This is a genomic window from Gelidibacter algens (assembly GCF_001678675.1).
Classification (GTDB): domain Bacteria; phylum Bacteroidota; class Bacteroidia; order Flavobacteriales; family Flavobacteriaceae; genus Gelidibacter; species Gelidibacter algens.
Map to the genome: position 1 here is coordinate 82,002 of NZ_LZRN01000003.1, position 23,752 is coordinate 105,753.

The 23,752-nt window shown below is 39.9% G+C and carries 7 protein-coding genes; 5 read left to right on the top strand and 2 right to left on the bottom strand.

The annotated features are described in order from the left end of the window. Positions 1-133 precede the first annotated feature (133 nt). From A9996_RS02150 to A9996_RS02170, 5 genes are all read left to right on the top strand, one after another. Entirely contained in the window at positions 134-1,444 is a 1,311-nt protein-coding gene (locus A9996_RS02150; protein WP_066430368.1) for a hypothetical protein, read from the top strand. A gap of 192 nt (positions 1,445-1,636) precedes the next feature. Further along, a complete protein-coding gene (locus tag A9996_RS02155) occupies positions 1,637-3,100 on the top strand; it encodes a T9SS type B sorting domain-containing protein (RefSeq protein WP_066430369.1) in 1,464 nt (487 codons plus the stop codon). A 1-nt stretch (position 3,101) separates the two neighbouring features. Further along, positions 3,102-6,371, top strand: a complete 3,270-nt coding sequence (locus tag A9996_RS02160) for a PorP/SprF family type IX secretion system membrane protein (protein ID WP_248912305.1) — start codon at positions 3,102-3,104, stop codon at positions 6,369-6,371. A 77-nt stretch (positions 6,372-6,448) separates the two neighbouring features. After that, on the top strand, positions 6,449-19,789 hold the full coding sequence (locus tag A9996_RS20375) for a T9SS type B sorting domain-containing protein (protein WP_245905254.1): 13,341 nt from the start codon (positions 6,449-6,451) through the stop codon (positions 19,787-19,789). A gap of 42 nt (positions 19,790-19,831) precedes the next feature. Further along, on the top strand, positions 19,832-20,812 hold the full coding sequence (locus A9996_RS02170) for a PorP/SprF family type IX secretion system membrane protein (RefSeq protein ID WP_066430536.1): 981 nt from the start codon (positions 19,832-19,834) through the stop codon (positions 20,810-20,812). 134 nt (positions 20,813-20,946) lie between these two features. On the opposite strand, the gene A9996_RS02175 is transcribed toward A9996_RS02170, so the two are convergent. After that, positions 20,947-21,474: a hypothetical protein gene (locus tag A9996_RS02175; protein ID WP_111625750.1), complete on the bottom strand. Its 528-nt coding sequence runs from the start codon at positions 21,472-21,474 to the stop codon at positions 20,947-20,949. 191 nt (positions 21,475-21,665) lie between these two features. After that, positions 21,666-23,366, bottom strand: a complete 1,701-nt coding sequence (locus A9996_RS02180) for a helix-turn-helix transcriptional regulator (RefSeq protein ID WP_066430374.1) — start codon at positions 23,364-23,366, stop codon at positions 21,666-21,668. Positions 23,367-23,752 lie beyond the last annotated feature (386 nt).

Consider the following 23,752-nt stretch of genomic DNA (forward strand, 5'->3'; position numbering starts at 1 on the left):
TGAATTTGTAGGAAATAACCTATTAAAAAATATGTTTTTATGCATTTCGTCGACTTTATTTGTATTTCATAGGATTTGTTTATATGTTTGATCTTAATTAATGAATCCTAATTGTATTACTAATATCCTTATTATGAAAAACTTTACTCAAACCCTGTGCTTGTTCCTTCTGCTGGTAAGTAGCAGCTTCGCACAACAGGAAAAAGGAATAACTGGTAAAAATAGCTGGCTGAACAATTGGACAGAATTCAGACCCAACCAATCTGAATATGGAGAACCTACCCAAATTTTAAGTGGCAATATCAATCAGGACACAAAACTGAATAAGAAAGATACCTACCTTTTATTGGGTAGTGTATTTGTAACTGACAGCACAACCCTTACCATTGAACCAGGAACCGTTATTATTGGCGATTTCAAAACTAACGGAGCACTTATCATTTCTAAGGGTTCTAAAATTATGGCTGAAGGATTGGAAACTGACCCTATTATTTTTACCTCAAACAGAAGTGTTAAGAAAGAAGGCGATTGGGGTGGTATCTTTTTATTGGGAGATGCACCAATCAATAAATTTGGAAATGCATCTTCAGTAAATTACGGCCTGAGGCCAACTTCATTTGATAATATTAGCTATGGCGGCTTGAATGCGGAAAGCAATTCTGGTGTTATGAGATATGTCAGAATTGAATTTGCAGGAAAACGAACCCAAGCATTTGGCTATTTCAATTCGCTAACTTTAGCGGGTGTTGGTAGAAAGACAGTGATAGAGAATATCATGGTAAGTTATTCTGATGGCAATTCGTTCAATATCTTAGGAGGTGTGGTGAATTTGGAAAAGATGGTATCTTTTAGAACGAAGAGTAATGATTACGAATTTAATTTTGGCACACAGTGCAACATAAGCAATTCATTGGCTGTGAGGTCTCCTTATGTTTCTGGATCTGATGGATCAAGATGCCTGTTTGTAGCATCTTATGACAAGAAAGAGGAGGTAGATTTGAGCAAGAAAGGTACTTACGTAAATGCTGAAAATTTAACGTTGATCAATTTGAGTGATAATCTTGCTTCAGACATTAGTGTTGGTCTGGTAAAAGAAGCCTTGTATATTTCTGAAAACGCTTCTATTGACATGCGCAAAAGTGTGATTTCAGGATTTAATCCGGCTGTTATTATCGATAATAAAGTCCAAATCAATGCTGAAAATCTAGAGCGCATAAAGTTTACCGACATGTATTTTAACAATTGCAAAGGCAACATATTTACTGAGAACGATACTAATAACGCCGATTTAGAAAATTGGTATGGTAACAGTGTCTTTTTCAATGTGTATTCCAAAGGAACCGATGCCGAAACTTTTATTGATGCTAAAAACCCAAAACGACCAGACTTTAGGCTGCGTATTAACAAAATCCTTGCTTCAAATCAAGTAGATACTGAAAACTAACTAAATCATTTAAATGCTTTTGATTACAGATGGCCCAAAATTTTTTCACCTGTCCTTTTCTTAGTACTTGTCATTTCTTTGACATTTGATCCTGATAAATATAATGGTGGTATTCAACTTTGTTCAGGCCTATTATTTAACAAGCAATTTAAATGAACTAAAAAAAATTACTAACTAACTAGCTAACCTTTAATGCGTAACATTACTATTCTTAAGCGAACTTCTTTTCTTGTGGGCCTCTTTGTTCTTTTTTTATCAGGACAACTTTGTGCACAGGTTGTTATTGGTACGCCTAACTTAGAATTTAGTAAGGCTTGCGCAAGTCCGTCATTTAATACCTACAGTGTTGCATTCGCATTTACGCCTGAATCTGCTCTCAGCCCAACCAACCAATTTAAGGTTGAATTGTCTGATGCTACAGGAAATTTTTCAAGTGCAACCGTCGTTTTTACCTCTCAACCAGGAGCGGTAACAACCTCTCCGGCCAAATTAAATTTTGCTTTGCCAAATACAACGGCAGGAGAAGGGTATCGATTAAGAATAAAAACTACTGCACCTGTAGCGAGCAGTTCAAGTTCAGTGCCTTTTGCGGCATATTACAAGATTCAAGACAGTCCATTTTCCATTAATAATTTGGTATCTACTGGTGCCTATTGCACTGGTGGCAGTTACTTATTGACCATTGATAATCCTGGAAGTGGCACTAATGATTCGCCTCTAAATTATCCGTCACTTACCTTTAAATGGTATAAGGAAACCAGTGCTACAACCTCAGTATATGTAGGAGATGGAGCAACACTCTCTGTAAATCAGCAAGGCACCTATTTTGTAAAAACCAATTATGGCACCTGTACATCCAACTCCTTCTCAAACCGGGTCACCATAAGTGAGGTCAGTTCAGGAGCGGCCACTGCAACTATAATCTCCAGTTTGGGTAATCTATTTTGTCCTTCAGACGGCATGACAACCTTAAATACTATTGGGGGGTTGAGCCACCAATGGTTCAAAGACGGTAATGCAATTGCAAACGCTACCGATAAAATGTATCAAACTGATGTTGCTGGAACCTATTCTGTGCAAGTAAATTTGGGCAGTTGTACGGCTTCTGGTTCTATTGATTTAGAAACTGAAGGGTTTGAAGGCGCAATCAATGTGCCTGAAACAAACACGATAGAGTTAGGAGAAACACTAGAAATTGAGGCAACCACCAATGCAACTAATCCTGATTTTAAATGGTATTTGGATAGTGTCTTAATAGGTGGTGCAGATAGTGCTAATTATGAAGCCACCTCTTTTGGGGATTACAAACTAGTAATTTCACAAACTTCTGGATGCCCAGTTTCAAAAGAATATTTGTTTGCAATCAATGAAATGATGGATCCATTCCCGGACGTTGACAATATACCCAACCTGATTAGTCCAAATGGCGATGGAATTAATGATACCTGGGTCATTCCAACAAAATATGTGGGTGGTACCAATACCCAAGTGGTCATCATGACCAATCAGGGCAAGGTGGTTTTACAAACTACAGAATATCTCAACAATTGGCCTGAAAATCAATTGGAACTGAGTAGCATCAATCAAGTGTTCTATTATATCATCACCACCCAAGACCAGCAGACCAAAAAAGGTTCAATAACCGTAGTTAAGTAACATGAAACAGTCCCTTCTAAATAACAACCCGATAAAACAACGTCTCTTAGAAGTGTGGTGTCTTGTTGTTGACAAAAGTGTGGGGCGCCGTCAGCTGAAAATGATGCTATTGGCTCTAGTTTGTTTCTGTACCATTCAAATATCTCAGGCTCAAGAAGAAGATGGTGTGGTCTCGCTTTCACTACCAGTAAGAAATTCATTAACATTTAATAGATATACTATTAACCCTGCGTTTAGTTTTGTCAGGGAACAAAATAAATACATCAGTCTTTATAATAAGAGAGAATGGGTACAATTTGAAGATGCGCCACAAACGTATTTAGCAAGTTATTCAGGACGATTTGCTGAAAACATTGGTGCTGGCTTAGGATTGTTCCAACAAAACTATGGTGTACTGACTACTTTTGGAGGTGTTTTAAATTTTGCCTATAATGCAAGATTGGAGCGCGATAGCAATTTAACCTTTGGTCTTAACTTAGGTGTTTATAAGAGTGGTGTCAATGCCGCAAATGTGGTGACCAATTTTCCTGACCCTTCATTAGATAAAATTCCGTCAAACCTCTTGCTTACTGTAAATCCAGGAATTAATTATGGTACAACCTTTTTAGATTTTGGTGTTTCCATCAACAATGTGGTGCTTTACAATGTACAATCTTCAGAGCTCATTCAAGATGATCCACGTCAAACCATTCAAGCGCATGTTATGTACACAGGATATTTTGGCAGAGGAGGATTTTTTGATGAAGCTAAATTTTCTGGATTGTTGAGATCTGAGTTCGGGAAGGAAACGACCACTATTTCAGGAATCGCCATGTTAACCGTTCCAAAGGGAATCTGGGCTCAAGTGGGGTACAACACCCTTTACGGAGCTTCTGCAGGTTTAGGTTTGAACATCACTTCTCAAATAGCCATTGAGTATAATTTTGAAAAAGCATTGGGAGATTTGACTGACTTTGGACCTTCGCATGAAATCACCTTGGCATACAAATTCAAGAAAAGAACCAATTATGATTATAGTGATGAAGATGAGGTCAGCGCTATATTCTCATCAGACAATAAGCGTGTTTTAGCATCCAGCAAACCTGCAATAACTGATGAAGCCAAAGAACAAATGGCAGCAGAAGCAACAGCCAAACGTGAAGAAATAAAAGAAAGAGCACAAGATAGAGCAGATATGCGTGCACAATTGGCGGCCGATGCGAAAGCATTACAAGATAAACAAGCAGCAGAAGCAGCAGAAGCCAAGGCGAAGCAAGAGGCAGAACTAGCAGCACAGAAAGCATTAGAGGCACAAGCTAAATTGGATGCTGAAAACAAAGCGAAGATAGAACCGGTGGTTACACCAGAGCAACAAGTAAAAGCAAGATTGGCAACCGTTGAAAAAGCAAAAGCAGACGCGAAATCTAGAGCGGAAGCTCAAGCTAAATTTGTTGCAGAAGCTCAGGCGGATATAGCAGCTAAAGCAAAAGCAAAGGCCGCTCAAGAAAAATCTAAAACAGAAACGCAAGCACAATTAGATGCTGATCTTAAAGCGAAGGTTGAAGCCGCTGCAAAAATAAAGGCGGAAGCCGAAGCGAAAGTAAAACTAGCTGCCCAGGAAAAAGCTAAAGCAGACGCTCAGGCAAAATTAGCGGCTGAAGCGAAAGCAAAAACTGAGGCGGAAGCAGCAGCAAAATTATTAGCAGAGACCAAAGCCAAGGAAGCAGCAGCAGCGAAAGTAGCACTAGCTGCTCAAGAAAAAGCTAAAGCCGAGGCAATAGCAAAAGCGGATGCTCAGGCAAAATTGGAGGCAGAAGCAAAAGCAAAATCTGAGGCGGAAGCAGCAGCAAAATTAGCAGCAGAAACCAAAGCCAAGGAAGCAGCAGCAGCGAAAGTAGCACTAGCGGCTCAGGAGAAAGCTAAAGCAGAGGCAAAAGCAAAAGCGGATGCTCAGGCAAAATTGGCGGCAGAAGCGAAAGCAAAAACTGAAGCGGAAGCAGCAGCGAAGGTATTGGCAGATGCCAAGGCTAAGACAGAAGTAGAAGCGAAAGCAAAATTGGCAGCATTAGAAAAAGCCAAAGCAGACGAAAAAGCTAAAGCTGAAGCTCAGGCAAAATTAGCGACAGCCGTCAAAGCGAAAGCCGAGGCTGAAACCGCAGCGAAGTTAGCCGCTGAGACCAAAGCGAAAGCAGATCAAGAAGCGCAAGCAAAACTAGCAATTCAGGAGGAATCTAATGCAGCGGAAGAAAATGTTAGGGCTGAAGCTCAGGCGAAACTAGTTGCTCAAAATAAAGCAAAAGCAGAGATTGAAAACACGTTACAACTAGCTGTTGCAGCTCAGGCAGCCCATAAGGCAGCTCAGGTAGAAATTGCAGCTCAGACTAAAAAATCTGCTGAAAAGAAAGTTATTGAAAATCCAACGGATGCCATTGGCATTTCAATGAAGTCGCTTGCTGATTTAACAGAAACCTCAAAAATCAACCAACAACAATTATTGGCAAAATTCTCTGAGGTCGTGGCAAGTAAAGATAAAGATCTGAAAGCTCTTAGAGAAGAAAACGATTTAAGTGAACAGGGTATTTATAAAGCGCCAAGACCATTTAAAAGCATCTCTGAAGAAAACAAGGCGCTCGAAGCACTAAAAATTGAGTTGGATAATAGTATTGAAACCAATAACTCGCGTATTAAAGAATTGGAGACCTTATATGCAGAGCGCTCTAAGGTGCCAACGCTTCAAAATGATGAGGTCACTTTATATTACCAAAAAGCACTCAAAAATTTAAAAGCGGAACAGGCGAAAGCGTTACAGACCAGAGAACAGTTGACTGCAACTCTGAAACAAATTAATGAGGCGACAGAGTTTGAGAGAAAACGAAGAATTAAACGTGCGGTCTATACCAATGAAGAAGACAAGTTTGTGCAGGACAGAACAGCCCTTAAAGTGATTAAACAAAACACGGTATTAAGCCCCGTGCCATTGAAAGCGTCCGACTTTGATTTTGGTGAAGAACAGAGCAATAGCATCCAAATTCTTAAAAACATCAAAAATACTGAAAGTGGCTTTTATGTTGTGGTTGCTGTGCATAATGATGTTGCTAAAAGAGATGCGTTCTTAACCAAAGCTGTGGCAGCAGGACAATCTAATATAGATTTCTTTTATGATGTCAATACAAGTAAATATTTTATCTACTATCAAAAGCTTGGTAGTATTGAAGCAGCCAATGACGCTTTGAAAACCAAAGGAAACCAACCTTATAACGGTAAATTATCAATCATTAAAATAGAAAACTAATAAAACAAAATTATAAGTATCAGTCGTTTTTGACAATGCCCCTTGAAGAAAGCGAAACACCCAAATCTACCATTATCATGAAAAAACCTACTTATGTACATTTTATGAATTTAATATGTTGCTTCCTTACCATTGGCATGCATAAAATTCAGAAATTAACAGTATCATGCTTAGAATGTCAAGGTGAATCCACTACGTCTTTCTTGGGATTTAAAGCCTTGCAAACGCGACAACTTTTACATAGAACTGTTCTGTTTTTAGCACTGCTATTCAGTGTGCATACTTTCGCACAACTTCCTGTTCCTTTTACGCCTCGTTTAGATGGGGGGAGCATAAAAGTTAAGGGGGACATTCTATTTATTGGAAACAGTATGGTCACGGGTAAAGGCTTACCATCTCCTTACAATGGGACTGCCAACAATAATAATATGGAGGGGGTGTACATCAATGCTGCAAGTGGTGGAGACCCATCAATTTTCAGTTCGAGTAGTGCTGATCTTAATATAGATAACAGTTGTAAGAAAATTGTATACGCCGGCTTATATTGGGCTTCAGTATATCCTAATGAAGTGGGTACAGATAAGGGAAAGCCATTTGCAGGAACCCCGCGTCTTGAAGATTGGAATCAAATTAAATTTAAACTTCCCACGGGTGGATTCTTAGATTTGGTGGCTGACAATAATCCAGATCCAGTAGGGGAAGAGGATGATATTATTTTTGACGGCTACAAATATTATGGTCCAAATGTCACCGATTCATTTAAGGATTCTCCTATCATATGTTATAAAAATGTGACCAACCTTGTTCAGAGTCTTACAGAGGCTGATGGCACCTATACGGTTGCCAATTTAAGAGCAACACGAGGCTTGAGAGAGGGTGGTTGCTCGGCAGGATGGACCTTGGTTGTTGTTTATGAAAGCCCAATTATGCCAAGCAAGTACATCACATTGTTTGACGGGTACGCTGGTGTACAAAACACAACAACCTTAGACATCCCAGTTTCAGGTTTCCAAACGTTACCGGCACCATATCCTGTTAATGCAAACATTAGTGTTGGTGCATTGGAAGGCGATATAGGTATCCAAGGAGATTCTTTCCAATTTAAAGCAAATTCAGTTGCCAACTATACGGTATTGAGCGACGCCATCAATGCGGCTAATAATTTTTTCAATTCCACAATTACCATTAACGGCGTTCACAATACCAATCGTAACCCGGCAAGTAGAAATACGTTAGGGTTGGATATTAATAACATAAAAATTCCGAATCCTGGTAATATCGTTATTCCAAATGACGAAACTGCAGGTGCCTTAAGACTCACCACACGGGGGGATGGCTATGGTGCTTTTGTGACGTCATTTTCCGTTGAGATAATTGAGCCAAAAATCGTACTTACAAAAATTGTGGAGGACGAATTTGGAAACAATATTGGTGGTTCAGTAGTTCAGCTTGGTCAAGAGTTGAATTATGTTTTAGGGTTTAGAAATAATGGTAATGATGATGCTACTGATTTTATAATCAGGGATATTTTACCTATAAATGTTGTTTTTGACTATCCTACTGATGTCATCTCTTTGCCGCCTGGTGTTTCTGTTCAAAGTTATAACCCAGCAACGCGAGAAATTATCTTCAAAATTGATGACTCTGTGGTTGAAGAAAATGATCCTGTATCTACCATTCGTTTTAAGGTGACCGTGGTAGCAACCTGTAGTTTATTGGTAGATGTATGTTCCAATATTATCAACAATCAAGCTTTTGCATCTTATAGAAGTAAACTCAATCCGTCATTCTTAATTTCTGATGATCCAAGTTACAGTAGCAATACAGGATGTTTGCTGTCTCCTCAAGTAACTAACTTCTTGGCAGATTTAGATGATTGTATTTTTACTCAAGAAGAAATACTTTGTGGCAATAGTCTTCAGATAACCGCAGGTGATGGTTACGATTCCTACTCGTGGTCTACCAGTCCTTCAGGAACTCCTGTTATTGGCACTACGCAAACCATTACCGTAACCAGTACCGGAACCTATTATGTTCGGAACACTGCTGTTGCGCCTTGTCAGTCCATTGATCAAATATTCGAAGTGTCGCTTTACGGCGGAAATATTCCGAACCCAATCCTTCCGTATGCTGATGAAGTTGTCACATGTCCTAATGATGGCAAAATATTGCCAAATATATTTTTATGTGGGGCTAATGATTTTCGAAATATCCAAACCAATATTTCTGGATCCTCATCACTTATTTGGGAAAAATTAGATGAAGGCAGCTGTTCAGCAGTCACCAATTCTGATTGTGCCAATGAGAGTCCTTCATGCACATGGAACCAAGTGGGAACAGGCGCTGATTTTCTTGCGAATGCTTCTGGGCAATACCGATTAACCATAAATTATGATGGCGGGTGTTTTACACAGTTTTATTTTAACGTGTATCAAAACTTGTTGAACCCGACAGCTATCACCAAAGACATTATCTGTACCACACCAGGAAGTATTGCCGTTGGCGGTGTGCCTTCTGGTTATGAGTATAGTTTGGATGGTGTAAACTACCAAACCAGTAATACGTTTCCTGTCAATACTCCAGGTTTTTATACAGCTTATATCAAGCAGAGTGGGGTAACTACAAATCCGTGTGTATTCACTGTTCCTGATATCCAAATCAGAGCACGTGCCTTTACGGGATCAGTAACGGTTATTCAACCTTTCTGTAATGGCGATAAAGGCAGTATCCAAATTGCTGCAAATGATGTAGATCCACAATATTATTTCTCACTTTATCAAGGCGCCACATTAATCACTACCGTGGGACCAATAGTGTCAAATAATTACAAATTTCAAAATCTAAACCCAGGTACTTATACTGCGAGTTTGACCACAGATAATGGGTGCACATTTTCAGAAGAAGTTACGATTACAAATCCGCCAGTATTATCCGCTACAGCAGACCTTACAAGCCCCTTAACGTGTACAGATGGTGAGATTACAGTAAAACCAATCGGCGGGACACCACCATATTTCTATTTTGTAAATAGTGCCACTGACTTCCAAACTGTTCCGGAAATTGTTGTGACAGCTGCTGGTACTTTTAATATCACAGTGGTTGATTCCAATAACTGTTCAACGCAAACCACAATCACCGTTGCCGCTACCCCAGCTCCAGTTTTTACAATTGCAACGACAGATATTTTATGTTCTAACGCCTCATCAGGAACTATTAAAGTGAACGTCAGCAATGCCAATGGCAACAGTTTAAAATACAGTATTGATGGCGGACTGAGCTTTATCAATGGCAATCTTTTTTCAGGACTTACAGCGGGAGATTACGATGTTGTGGTGCAATACACTTCAGGGAAATCTGTGTGTGTAACAGACCCACAAACAGTAACTATCAATCCAAGTGTGGCTATTGAAGGTACTGCAACCTTAACAACACCTTACACCTGTACCACTAATGGAACAATTACTGTTTCTGGAGTTTCGGGAGGAGTAGCGCCTTACACCTACAGTATTAATGGAGTTAATTTTCAAGCGTCATCTACTTTCTCAAATCTGACCAATGGCAATTACACGGTAACTATTAAGGATGCTAGTAGTTGTGTGTTTGCTACTAACAGTATTACAATCGCTCCACTAAACCCACCAACAAATTTAACGTTTGGCAATACGGCGTTAACATGTCCGGCCAATACATCTACAGTTTCTATTACCGGAACAACAGGAGGAACGGGAACTTTGGAATATCAAATTACTGCGCCTGCAGCTGCTGCATCCGCATACCAAACATCCACTAATTTTTCAGGATTGGCACCAGGAACATACACATTCCAAGTAAAAGATGCTAATGACTGTACCTATAGCGAATCTTATACCATTGCGCCATTGCCAACCATTTCTATCGTCGCGCAACCTATAAATGATGTGACCTGTTTTGGAGCTGCAGACGGATCGGCAAGATTTACAGTTTCAGGAACTTCAAATTTTACGTATACCGTTAATGGAGGTGCTTCCACAACTGGAACTTCACCTGTTGTTTTAACAAGATTGGCCGCTGGAACCTATGCTATCGTTGTGACGGATACGACTACTAATTGTACCGCCACAGCGTCAACTACCATTGCATCACCAACCACAGCGTTGGCTGTTTCTGCAACCGTTTCACCTTTGACATGTAGTGTTGAAGGCAGCGCAGTTATAAACGCTACAGGTGGTTGGGGAGGTAACCAATATACTCTTACGTTGCCAAATGCAACCGTATTACCAACCCAAGGGAGTAATATCTTTTCAAATTTAAATCAAACAGGAACATATTCTGTAACAGTTAGGGATGCAAGAGGCTGTGAAGTTTCTGTAGCATTCGATCTTATTGCTCCAACCGCACCAACGGCAACAATTGCCGTGTCAAGCTATTGCTACGATGGCGTTAGCGGCACCACTCTTGAAGTGACTGCAGCCGACGGTCAGGCGCCGTACCAATATAATATGAATGGAGGAGCATTTTCGTCTAACAATATCTTCACAGGTTTAACCCCCGGAAGTTATAGTGTTACCGTAAGGGATGCCTATGGTTGCGAAATTACATTACCTGCTGAGATTATTCAAGATCAGTTGGTATTGACCACGGGTTTGACCAAGGATTTAGACTGTACCGCATCTTCCGACGCTGTAATTACAGGAACTTTTTCAGGAGGATATGCACCTTATACCTATGCAGTTTCAATTAATGGAGGCGCTTACGCAAATTTAGGAACCACGGGAACACCGTTTAGCTACACAACATCGAATGATGGCAGTTATCAATTTCAAATAACAGACGCTAAAGGGTGTACTGCAAATTCTGGAATGACTATAATTGACGCGAAAGCAAACCCATCGGCAACCACAACGGTTGTGAATGCCACTTGTAATGGCACCAATACTGGAGCGTTCCAAATTATTCCATCCGGCGGAGTTGCACCTTACACCTATAGTTTTGAAGGCAGTGCATTTACTGCAACATCAAAGTATACTGGATTGGCAGCAGGCACTTATACCTATCAAGTTAAAGATGCTAAAGAATGTATTTTTGACGGGTCAGTAACCATTACAGAACCAACTGCATTAGTGGCTTCAGCTACTGCAACGTCATTTTCTTGTAGTGTTAGCAATACTTCGCAAACGGCAGTGGTCACTATTGCTGTTCCAACAACCGGTACAGCGCCTTATACCTATAGTTTTAATGGGTCGGGATATACGTCAACAAACACATTGACTGTAAATGATAACGGCACCAACCGAACTATTACCTACTCAGTCAAAGATGCCAATGGCTGTATTGACGGAGGATCTGTTTCTATTTCACCACTAAATCCACCAACAGATTTAAGTTTTAACGTTTCAGCAATTACATGTGTGGCAACAACGTCTACCGTAACACTTACCGCAACAAATGGGGTAGGTGCATTAGAATATGAAACGATAGCGCCATCACCGATCATAAGAGTTAAGCAAACTTCAAATTCATTTGCCGGTTTAACGCCAGGAACTTATGTGTTTAGAGTCACAGACGCCAATGGCTGTTATTACACTGAATCTGTCACTATTGCTCCAGTCGCCAAGATTACAGTTACGGGAGTTAAGTTGAGTGATGTCTTATGTTATGGCGATAATACTGGAGCCATTCGATTTACTGTTTCTGGTTTTTCAGGTGCTTATACAAGTTCCTTAACTTCTGGAACAGGGACTATAAATCAGTCTGGGAATACAATAGATGTCACAGGATTGGTTGCGGGCAGTTACACGGTATTGGTTACCGATACCACTACAGGATGTACAGCTACAGAAACCATTACCGTTTCAGAGCCTGCTGATCCGCTAGGCATTACGGCAATAGCAACCGCTGTATATTGTGTTCAATTTGAATCTCAAATTACAGCGACAGCTACAGGTGGCACACTTAATTATACGTATGCCGCTGTCATTTCTGGTAACCCTGCACCAACTGCTGCTGACTATAACGCTAGTAATAGTATTACTGTAGACACTAATTCAGGAGCCGATTTAAATTGGGATGTGTATGTAAAAGATGCCAATGGGTGTATTGCAACAACAGCAGTTGCAATAGTATCAGATGCACTACCAACAGTTTCAGCCCCAACGGTATCCAACCAATGTACAGCATCTTCAGGGTTTACGTTTACCGCTGTTGGAACGGGTATTGCGCCATTGAGCTATAGTATTAATGGTGGGGCGTCTTACCAGGACAATGGTACGTTTACGGTTAATGCCGCAGGTAATTATACAATTACTATTAAAGATGGCAATGGGTGTACCGCAACAAGTACTGCAGCTACGCAAGTATTTGCACCTATAACGGTAAGTGCGCTCTTAACTCAAGATTTAAGCTGTTTTCCAACACCAGATGCTTCTATTGCTATTACGGCTTCAGGTGGAAATGCACCTTATACCTATGAGGTGAGCTCTGATGGTGGAACAACATATAACTCTATATCAGGATCCCCTTATACCACCACTACCGCTGGTACCTATCAATTTAGAATTACCGACGCCAATGGTTGTGAGAAAGTAACGGCAAGCGTTATTGTTAATCCAACAGTCCTCCCAGAAATTACTGCCGTTGTAGTAGCACAAGATATCAATTGTAACGGTGAGGAAACAGGAGCATTGACAATCACCGTAGACACTACTAAAGGCTTAGCGCCATTTGTTATTAATGTTTTAAATACCACCACAGGAACAGATTACGGTACGCAAACTTCTGGCTTGGCAGCTGGTAGTTATGTTGTTACTGTAACTGATGCGAAAGGGTGTACAGATACAGATACAATTGATATTACAGAACCGGATGTGATTGATTTTGATTTAACTAAGATCGATATTACTTGTAATAATCCGGGAGGATCTAGTTTAGGTTCCATCACTATTGAAAATGTTTCTGGTGGCACCGGATCCTTTACATACTTTATTACAAATAATTTTGGAGATGTTATTCCTGGAAATCCATATTCAGCTGTATCAAACGAAAACTATACTTTCAGTATTATCAATTATGGTATTTATACAATTAATGTAATTGATGCAAATGGATGTAGTTTATCTAAACAAATCACAATGGCTTCACCGCCTTCAGATTTGGTTATAGATGTTACTACAGCCGTCATTGATTGCGCAAGTGGTGGTACAGCGGTTATAGAAGCTATATCGACCGTGGGAAGTGGCAGTTACGAATTTGGTATAGTTGAATTTAATATGGCCCCATATACTACAACTTATTATGCTCCAGATGTTTCTGGAGGTGCCATAAAAACCTTTACCAATTTAGTACCAGGAGTTCTTTATACATTCGTTGTGCATGACCTTGTAACAGACTGCTATTTTGTAAAGGCTGCAGATGCCCCAATTGCGCCAGCGTCTGCATTAACTTCAACCGTTAGTCCTAATAATGTTATTTGTACGGGGGAAGATAATGGTAGTGTTACGTTTACTATAGATAATTTTGATAGCACAACAACCTCAATAGATTATGCTATTTATAGAGCATATACTAACGTATTAGTTGATGGGCCAACAAATTTGCTCGTTACTTTTGGGACACCTGAAACGGTAACCACACCATCTCCAGGAACTTTGGGCGTGGGGCAGTATTACATACTGTTTACTGAAAATGGAACAGGAGCATTCAACGGCTGTGAGTCTGCATCAGCAATATTTGAGATTAGAGAATCTGCAATCGATTTAAGCCTTACAGCTTCAGTTTCTAAAAACGAGAACTGTAATGAAGATGGAGTAATTTCTGCCACAGCAAGTAACGGAACTGCACCTTATCAATATATGTTATTGTTGGACACAGCAACTGCACCGTTATCGGGTGATGCTGGATGGGGTTCTGCTAACACCTTTAAAGCAACTGCTGACGATTATACAGTTTATGTTTTGGATGCTTATGGATGTATTAAAGCTGCTGATGTTACATTAATTAAAGACCCAGAACCAACAATAGACCCAGTTACGCTGCCATGTTTTGATGGTACAGCGTTTCCGGTTACATTAACAGGAACGACCTTCAATACTATAGCAACTTATAGTATAGGCGGCGCATATCAAGCCAGTCCTGATTTTACAATCACAGCTGCAGGCAGTTATACGGCAAGCATTAAAGATGCCAACGGCTGTATCGCAACCACGACATTTGTAGTACAACCACCATTATTATTAGATGTGAGCGCGACAGAATTAGATTGCGTTGTAACTCCAGTAGTATTTACTTTTACACCTAGTGGAGGAGATGGCGTTTATACTTATGAAGTGAGTATTGGCGGTGGTTCTTATGCACCAATTAGTTTACCATATACAACTACGACACCTGGAAATTACCAATTTAAGGTCACCGATTCACAAATGTGTTTTGCAGAATCGACTGTGGTTATCGTAAATCCAGCCGCAATCCCAACACTTACTGAAACCCATGTTGATGTAAGTTGTTTTGGAGAAGCAGACGGAAGCATCGTAATTACTGCTGCCAATGGCATAGCACCATACCAATACAGTATTGATGGCGGGACATTCCAAACATCAAATGTATTTAGTGGATTACTTGCAGGGACTTATACAATAGAAGTTAGAGATAGTAAAAGTTGTGACTCGGCTATTATATCCGTTGATATTGACGAGCCAACTGCTTTACTGACATCTGCCAGTGTTACACCATTTTCATGTGCTACGGATAATTCAGCACAGTCGGCTTTAGTGACCATTGTTATTCCTACAACGGGGACAGCGCCTTACGCATACAGTTTTAACGGTTCGGTTTATACGTCCACAAATACGTTAACCGTAAATGACAATGGGACAGTACAAACCATTACTTATTCAGTAAGAGATGCGAATGGCTGTTTGTTTTCTGATTCTGTTACTATTTTGCCATTGGATGAACCAACCGACTTAGATTTTGCAGCAACGCCTGTCACGTGTTTAGATCTTGACAGTGATGTTACTATAACAACTACAGATGGTGTTGGCATATTAACTTATGAGATCATTTCACCGGCAAGTGCTGTTGGAAATACAACAGGTGCTACCACAGGTATATTTACAAGTTTAGCACCAGATACTTATGTGTTTACAGTAACTGATGCAAATGGATGTTACTATACAGAAGCTTATACCGTAATTCCTGTGACTAACATCATCGTGTCAGGTACTTTAGTAGCTGATGTAAGTTGTGCTACAGGAAATGACGGGGCAGTAACATTTGAAGTTGCCAACTTCTCTGGAAATTATAGTTATCAAATTAATGGCGGCGCATTGGTGACCGGTCAAACAATTACAACCATTCCTTTGACTGGTTTACCAGCAGGCGACCAAATTATTGTGGTAACCGATGAAACAACAGGATGTACCGCAACAGCTACAGTAACCGTTAGCGAACCTACAGCAGTAGCATTAACAGAGATAACCAATATTAATGCTAACTGTGGTTTTGGTGCGCAAGTGACGGTTGAAGCTTCAGGAGGTACGGCACCTTACCAATATGCTTTTGTAGCAGATGGTGTTGCACCGGTAGCATCAGATTACACCAATAGTGCCACCGCAGTTTTAGATCCTGCAATCAGTTTAGATTGGGATGTTTGGGTAATGGATAGTAATGGCTGTACAGATCAAATTGATGTGGTCATCGCGACTGATCCCTTACCAACCGGAATTGTTCCAACAATTGCCTCAAACCAATGTACTGCAGCTTCAGGATTTGAATTTACAGTAACAGGCGTTACAGGTATCGCACCGTTTACTTACTCCATAGGCAATGGGTTCCAAACAAGTCCGACATTTACAGTGTCTGCACCTGGTACCTATACAGTAACAATAAAAGACGGAAATGGATGTACAATCACCATCCCTGCAACTATAGAAGTGTATCCAGCCTTGGCACTTACACCAAACATAACCGCTTTACCAAGTTGTGCTAATAATGACGGTATCATTACCGTAAGCGCAGTAGGAGGATCAGGAACTTATAATTATAGTATCAGTCCAAGTCCAGCAGGTATTACGTTATCCGGAAATGTATTCTCAGGAGTACCTTCAGGCACCTATACCATAACTATTGAAGATGCAACAACAGGTTGTACAGAAACGGCCGATATCACTTTAGAAGCTGCCACTCCTGTACTATTTACAGCGGACCCAACTGATGTTTCGTGTAATGGCGGAAGTGATGGAACCATAACGGTTAATTTGCCAGCAACTAATGATAACCCTTCTTACACTTATGCAATAACAGCAGGCCCAACTACAAGACCAGCTCAAAACTCAAATGTGTTTGTAGGTTTGCTAGCAGGTGTTTATACTGTTGAGGTAAATTCAGGAAGAGGTTGTGTCGCAACTGAAACAGTAACCATTAATGAACCTCTATTATTGGAGGCTTCTGCTACCGCTACTGATTTTGCGTGTGCGGTTGATAACTCTGTAAATACTTCAGTGCTTACAATTACTGCAGTAGGGGGAACAACAGCTTATGAATACAGTATTGATGGTGTTAATTATTTCACCTCTAACACTTTTGATAGTATTGATACTGGAAGCCAACAAATCATTACAGTATATGTACAAGATGCCAATGGCTGTTTAGCAACCAATACGATTACTATAGATCCGTTACCAAAAATAACGGCTGCTCTTGTAGCTATTGCATCACCTATAGATTGTAATGCGACAGGATCAGTAACAATAAATGTCACTGGTGGCTCAGGAAATTTCACCTACCAAATGCTTCCAAGCGGAACGCCTCAGGCTTCAGACACGTTTAGCATCACCGCACCTGGCGATTATTATTTCCAAGTGACGGACGATGTCACGGGATGTTTTGTTGAAACCTTAGTGTTTACAGTAGATCCGTTTGATGTGATAGAAGTTGAAGCAACAGCAGCAACAGCAGTCACCTGCTTTGGTGATACCAATGGCGCATTATCAATTAATGTAAGCGGTTATACTGGTAATTACACCTATGAAGTTTTAGATAGTGCAGGTGCAACGGTTATTCCAGCAACAGCTGCAAATACAACAACAAATCCTCAACTTATTAACGGATTAAGTGGTGGAAATTACACGGTCGTAGTTACAGAAACAGACAGTCCGTTCTGTGCAACGGTTACCAATGTGGTCACCATCGCATCGCCTTCAGCACCTTTAACGCTTACTGCTTTAGAGACTTCAAATGTGACTTGTGATAATGATTCTGGTACCATTACAGCTACCGCAAACGGTGGTTGGGGAACTTATGAATATGAATTGACTGGTGCTGCTTCAGTGGTCTATTCTCCAAACGGAACCTTTACCGGCTTGTCAGCTGGAACTTATATTGTAAATGTAAGAGACGCTGTAGGTTGTATTGCTTCAGACACGGTAACGCTTGTTGAACCAACACCAATCACCGCGACCTTCACACCAAGTGTGACCTCATTATCATGTTTTGGAGATCAAGATGCGAGTATCACTGTAAGTAATGTTTCAGGCGGACAAGGAAGCAACTACACCTATACCTTAAATACGGTATTGCCAACACCAAGTAGTTCTGGTCCACAAGCCTCTCCTGTTTTTAGCGGCTTGGGTGCAGGAACTTACAACATCACCATTACTGATGGTTATAACTGTAGTGTTTCTTCTGTTGACATTGTCATTGCACAGCCAACTCCAATTGAAGCGCGCTTGGTAACTGCCACGACACAAACTTGTTTGACAGATGCGTCACTGACATTAAGTGCCACAGGCGGAACAGGTCTATATAGTTATAGTACAAGCAGCACGTTCGCAACTATTATAGGAACCTTTACAACGTCTACCACATTTGATGTCACTGTCGGCACTTATAAATATTATGTAAGAGATGCCAATGGCTGTGTGGCTACCGTATCTAATGACATTACGATAAACCCAATTCCAGACTTAACCTTAAATTTAAACTTGACCAATGCTGTTATCAATTGTGCTGGAGACAACACAGGGGTTATCGTCGCTACGGCACAGGGCGGATTGGGTAGTTATGTATATACATTGCAGGATGCTTCAGGAACGCCAATACTTACAGCAGTTCAAAACACCCCTGGTGTATTTACTGAGCTATTTGCTGGAACTTACTTTGTACAGGTAGATAGTGGCGATTGTGATACAACATCTTCAGCTATCGAAATTAAGGAGCCTATCTCACCACTTATTGTCACTTCCATTCAGACTGATGTCAGTTGTTTTGGAGACAATAATGGTGTGATTGAAATTAATGCAACGGGTGGTACTGGGGTTATCAAATACGCTATTTCTCCACAGTTGAATCAGTTTTTTGATACCAATGTATTTGAGAATTTAGCACCAGGAACTTATGATGTTATTGTTCAGGATGAATTGGGATGTTATGAGAACCTCAGTTTTACAATCGCTGAACCAGCGCCAGTTATCGTAAACGTAATACCAACTTCTATTTTTCCAGAGGTTTGTGAAGGCGATGTCAATGGCGAGTTTAGCGTCACTATTTCTGGAGGAACAGCGCCATACAGCGTAAGTCTGGATGATGATAACGGACCTTACACCACTGGTGCAATGGGTCAAACACAATTCGATTTTACCGGATTGGGTGGCGGAGATCATACCGTGTTTGTTCGCGACAGTCTAGGTTGTGAGTCTGAATGGAATATCACCTTCCCTGAATCTGTGCTTATCGATCCAACAGTTGAGATTGACTATGTATGTGAAAACAACGCTTCCGGAAATAGTGTGACAGTAAATGTTGACGCTAGTATTACAGATCTTTCTGATATGGATTATGCCTTGAATGGCGGTGATTACCAATCGAGCAATGTGTTTAATAACGTCCTTGTTGGAACAGGCCAATATATTGATGTCAGACATACCAATGGCTGTATCAAGAGAACGCCATTGTTTGACATCAACCAAGTAGATCAGTTAACGCTGACCATTGCCGATGGAGGCCTCAACGAAATAGTGGCCACTGCAACAGGCGGTACAGGTGATTATCAATTTACATTAAACGGTGAAGATATGGGCAGCACCAGTTCATTTATCATAAAGGCATCTGGAGACTATACGGTAACAGTTACAGATAGCAGTGGGTGTATTGCCAGCGCAACAAGATTCTTTGAATTTATCGACATCTGTATCCCTAATTATTTTACACCTAACGGCGATGGTTATCTTGACCAATGGGCCCCTGGATGTGCAACCAATTATCCAAACCTGGAGTTCAAGATCTTTGACCGTTACGGACGTGAAGTAGGAACCTATCGTCAAGGTCAGGCTTGGGATGGAAAATATAATAGCAAAGAATTGCCTACTGGAGATTACTGGTATGTTGTTAAATTAAATGATGGTGAAGAGGACCGTGATTTTGTAGGACACTTTACACTTTACAGGTAGTAGAAATTAATGAAGATGAGGTTTCAAATTAAAACTATTGAGATGAAAAAAATTATAATATCTATGTTCCTTTTGATAATGACCCACGGCTATGGTCAAGAGTTGAACTTACCTGTATTTACACAATATTTGGCCGATAATAATTTTGTGATTTCTCCAACCTATGCCGGTATTGGTGATAATCTCAGAATCAGGGTAAACGGATTGACCCAATGGGTGGGCATCAAGGATGCCCCAGATAACCAATCGCTGTACGCCGATTTTAGAATTGCAGACCGGTCAGGTGTTGGCGTATCCTTATATAATGACAAAAATGGAAATACCAGACAAAAAGGGGTCAAGTTTTCTTTTGCCCACCATTTGATTTTAGATTATTATTCAAAGCAGTACCTGTCTTTCGGTATTTCTTATAACATCAACAGTTTTAGGATTGACACTCAAAATTTTCAGCCCAATTTTGAAGCGCCAGTGATTGATCCTTATGTTACCGATGATAGGGCAGTTAATAATAGCAACTTTGATGCAGGCGTGCTTTACAGAAATAAAGGCTATTATTTTAGTTTCAACGCCAATAATATTTTGAAGAAAGAGATTGATCAATTTACGGGTATTGAACCCAATTTGCTACTAAACTATCAAATCTATTCCGGGCTTGTCATTCCAAGTAAAGGTGATAAAAGCGTGGAGTTTGAACCTTCTGTCTATTATCAAATGTTCAGCAGTGACAAAAGATCCACTACCGATATCAACTTCAAATACCGAAAGTATACAGGTAGGAATGATTCAGGAGATTACTATTGGGCAGGTGTATCTTACCGCTTTCTCAATGATCAAATGTTTAAACCTTTAAACCTTGGCCCGATGGCGGGGATTATGAAATCAAAATTCTATTTTGCATATTCCTACCAAGTGACCATCAATGATTTGTCTGGTTACAATTCCGGGACGCACATGATTACCATAGGCATTGATTTCTTACAAGGCGTTAGCAACTGTCCATGTACGAAAAGCCCGATCCATTAGCGTATATTCCTTAACGTGAAATTGGCCAAATTTTTGTTAAGCAATTTTAACTACGTATTATAAACCGTAAAAAGGCCCTCAATAATTTAAAGTTATTGAGGGCCTTTTTTTTATAAAGAGAGGAATTTGAAGTTTTAGTTGAGAGCGTTGCTGCTGATGACTTTTGTTTTGTCTCCTTTTTTAATTTCTATACTGTAACTGGTTTTAGGTGATTTGTCAAACGAGTAATTACTATAGCACCATGACTTGTGGAACTCCCATCCAGGATACTTCTTGGCCAGTTCATAACCGATATGAAACGGAATTGGTACATTCTCAAATACACCTTCCGATTGTATAAATTGACCATCCTTAGCATAAATGGCGTCTATACGATAATTACCTTGAGAAAAACGGACACTGTAAGTCGTGTTTGCTTTTGGTGAAAAAACCTTGGCGCTCTTAATGTCATAATTAAAGACTTGCAATTGAAGCTTTTCAGATCTCTCTGCCATAGGTAACCCATCATCTGAAATTTTGGGAAATGTAGAGACACTGCTATTTGAGTTGTCTTTAGTAGTGATAAAGGCCATGTTCGTGTTTTCTGCGCTGGCGATGTCCATTTGGGAATACGTTGCTTGTGCAAATCCTAACAAAAGGAGAGTGGTGAGAAATGTTTTCATCTGATTTAAATTTTAAAGAGTTAGAATACCATTTTTTTGCTATTGTTTTAGAAGAGGAAACCGTAATTGGAATACTCAGCAAATTTAACGGAAACAAGTGCTAACGCCTTGATATTTAAATAGACTACCAATGGACAAACCATAGACTACGGATAGACAGTTGGCAGATTCTGATAAAATACAAAGGTTTTTTAAAGCTGTTGGATAAAGTCGTCAAGATAAACGGCATCTGCCAGTTGCATTTTTTTTCGCATTCTGTAACGGCTCGTATTTAAAGACGCAAGTGTTATATTTTGTAGTGTAGCAATACGGTTGCTGTCCATTTTTAAGCGGATTAGAGAACACAACCTTACTTCATTTTTACTCAAATTGGGGAACTTACTATTAAGATGGCTGTAAAAGGCATCATTAAGTTTATCTAAGCGTTCATAAAAAACCTTAGTGTCGCTGTCTAATTGAACCTTATTTTTTATGTCCAATTCCAAGGCCTCTAAAACCGAATGTCTGATTTTTGGATCTCCAGATTTTAGAAGCTTAAGCTTAGAAGCAAACAGTTCTGCCCACTGCTGGTTTTGTGTCAAATTCAGTGCAAAATCAGATAGATCGCGCTGTTTTGATTCAATTTCCAAATGAAGCTGCTCCACTTTTAACGCGGCATTTTCCAAGTGTTGCTCAGCTAACAAGGCTTTGCTATTCGCATTGATAAGATGCTGTCTTCTGCCAAGAAAGAGGAGCAGCAAAAAAATGATAAAAGCTGAAGATATTAGCGTGGTGAACCTTAACGCGGTTTTTTGGCTTTTAATTTCGCTCTCCTTTTCCATACGGTCAATCTCAAACTTGAGCGCCACTCTATCAACGGTGATTGTATTAAGTTCATCACGCCATTGACTGTCTTGTTGTGCAGCAACTGCTGCCAAACTATCGGACAAAAATGCCTTATATTCTAGAGCAGCATATGCAGTGTACAGTTTATTTTGTGCTTTGTAAAGGTTTGCCTTGGCAGAGAGATACTCGAGTTTAGAATTTGGCATGAACTCATTTCTTGTTTTAGCATTTGCTACAATAGTGTCAAGTTCTGAAAAAACATCTTGGGCCTGTTCAATATTTTCAATATTCAAATTGGTCTGGATCAATTGGGCTCCTGCACTGATCAATCGAGAAATGTCTCTGGCATTAGTGGTTTCTTCAATTGCCGTTTTGTAGAATTCAAAATTCATGGCATATAAATCTCTTGCTTCGGCATCTTTATTTTGGTCAAGATAGATGTCAGCTATATTATCGCGAATACTTGCACTAAGGGTGTTAGAAGGAAAATGTTGCTTGGTAATGTCATAGGCCAATTTAAAATTGATCAAAGCAGAGTCCTTATCTTTTTTTGTCCAATAAAAAAATAAACCATAATTATTGATTGCAGACGGATGGGAAATTGTAGAAAGAGTGTCATTAAACCGGATATTCTTCTTGTGTTCGGCAGCAGCACTGTCTAAATATTTTAATTGCTCATAATTATTTGCCAAATTGCTGTGGGCAAAACTTATCATACTGTTATACCCTTTAATTTGCTTTGGTGTTAACTCTTTTTGGTGGGCTTTATAAAAGTTAAAAAAATCGTTATAGGATATAATGGATTGTGCTACAAAACCAATGGCACGAAACCAATTGCCTGAATGGAGATAGGCATCCATTACAAATGTGGGCCTATCTGTTATAAAAGGTAAAAGATCTAGACGCTTAAAATGCTGAGAGAGATAGATCTCTAATTGACGCTCTGAAAAAGAAGTACGATAGTAGGTTTTCATGGCATCTTCAGGAAAAGATTTGGCCATTGCAGCACTCAATCGTTGATATTCCTTATAGGCATCATCACTTGTAACCTGTTGCTGAGATATCATAACCAAGTGGCAAAAAAGAAAAACAATGCCCACCAAATAACGTGTACCCTTCAAAATAAATGATGGTCTTTTGTTGGGAAGACCTTCTCAAATATACTATATATATGAGAGCTATTATATGTTTTTTTTCTATTGAGATAAAAATAATTACAAAAATAATAGTAGGAAATTGGGACGCCATGGTTTTGTTGACTATCTGTAAACGAAAGAGATATACCAGCCCTACATGCATTTTGGCCGGGGTTTTTAAACAGACAAAGTCTGTTGCATAGATGAAATTAAAGTAAATAATATACGCTTGAAATTTTAGGAAACGAGTGAATCTGTTGAAATCCGTGATCCCGATAGATTCGAGACGGTCAAAATTTTTAAGGTGGTCATCACAA

Bases quoted from the DNA above. Each gene is read 5' to 3' on its own strand.
- A9996_RS02150 (WP_066430368.1), top strand. From the start codon at position 134: ATGAAAAACTTTACTCAAACCCTGTGCTTGTTCCTTCTGCTGGTAAGT.
- A9996_RS02155 (WP_066430369.1), top strand. From the start codon at position 1,637: ATGCGTAACATTACTATTCTTAAGCGAACTTCTTTTCTTGTGGGCCTC.
- A9996_RS02160 (WP_248912305.1), top strand. From the start codon at position 3,102: ATGAAACAGTCCCTTCTAAATAACAACCCGATAAAACAACGTCTCTTA.
- A9996_RS20375 (WP_245905254.1), top strand. From the start codon at position 6,449: ATGAAAAAACCTACTTATGTACATTTTATGAATTTAATATGTTGCTTC.
- A9996_RS02170 (WP_066430536.1), top strand. From the start codon at position 19,832: ATGAAAAAAATTATAATATCTATGTTCCTTTTGATAATGACCCACGGC.
- A9996_RS02175 (WP_111625750.1), bottom strand. From the start codon at position 21,474: ATGAAAACATTTCTCACCACTCTCCTTTTGTTAGGATTTGCACAAGCA.
- A9996_RS02180 (WP_066430374.1), bottom strand. From the start codon at position 23,366: ATGATATCTCAGCAACAGGTTACAAGTGATGATGCCTATAAGGAATAT.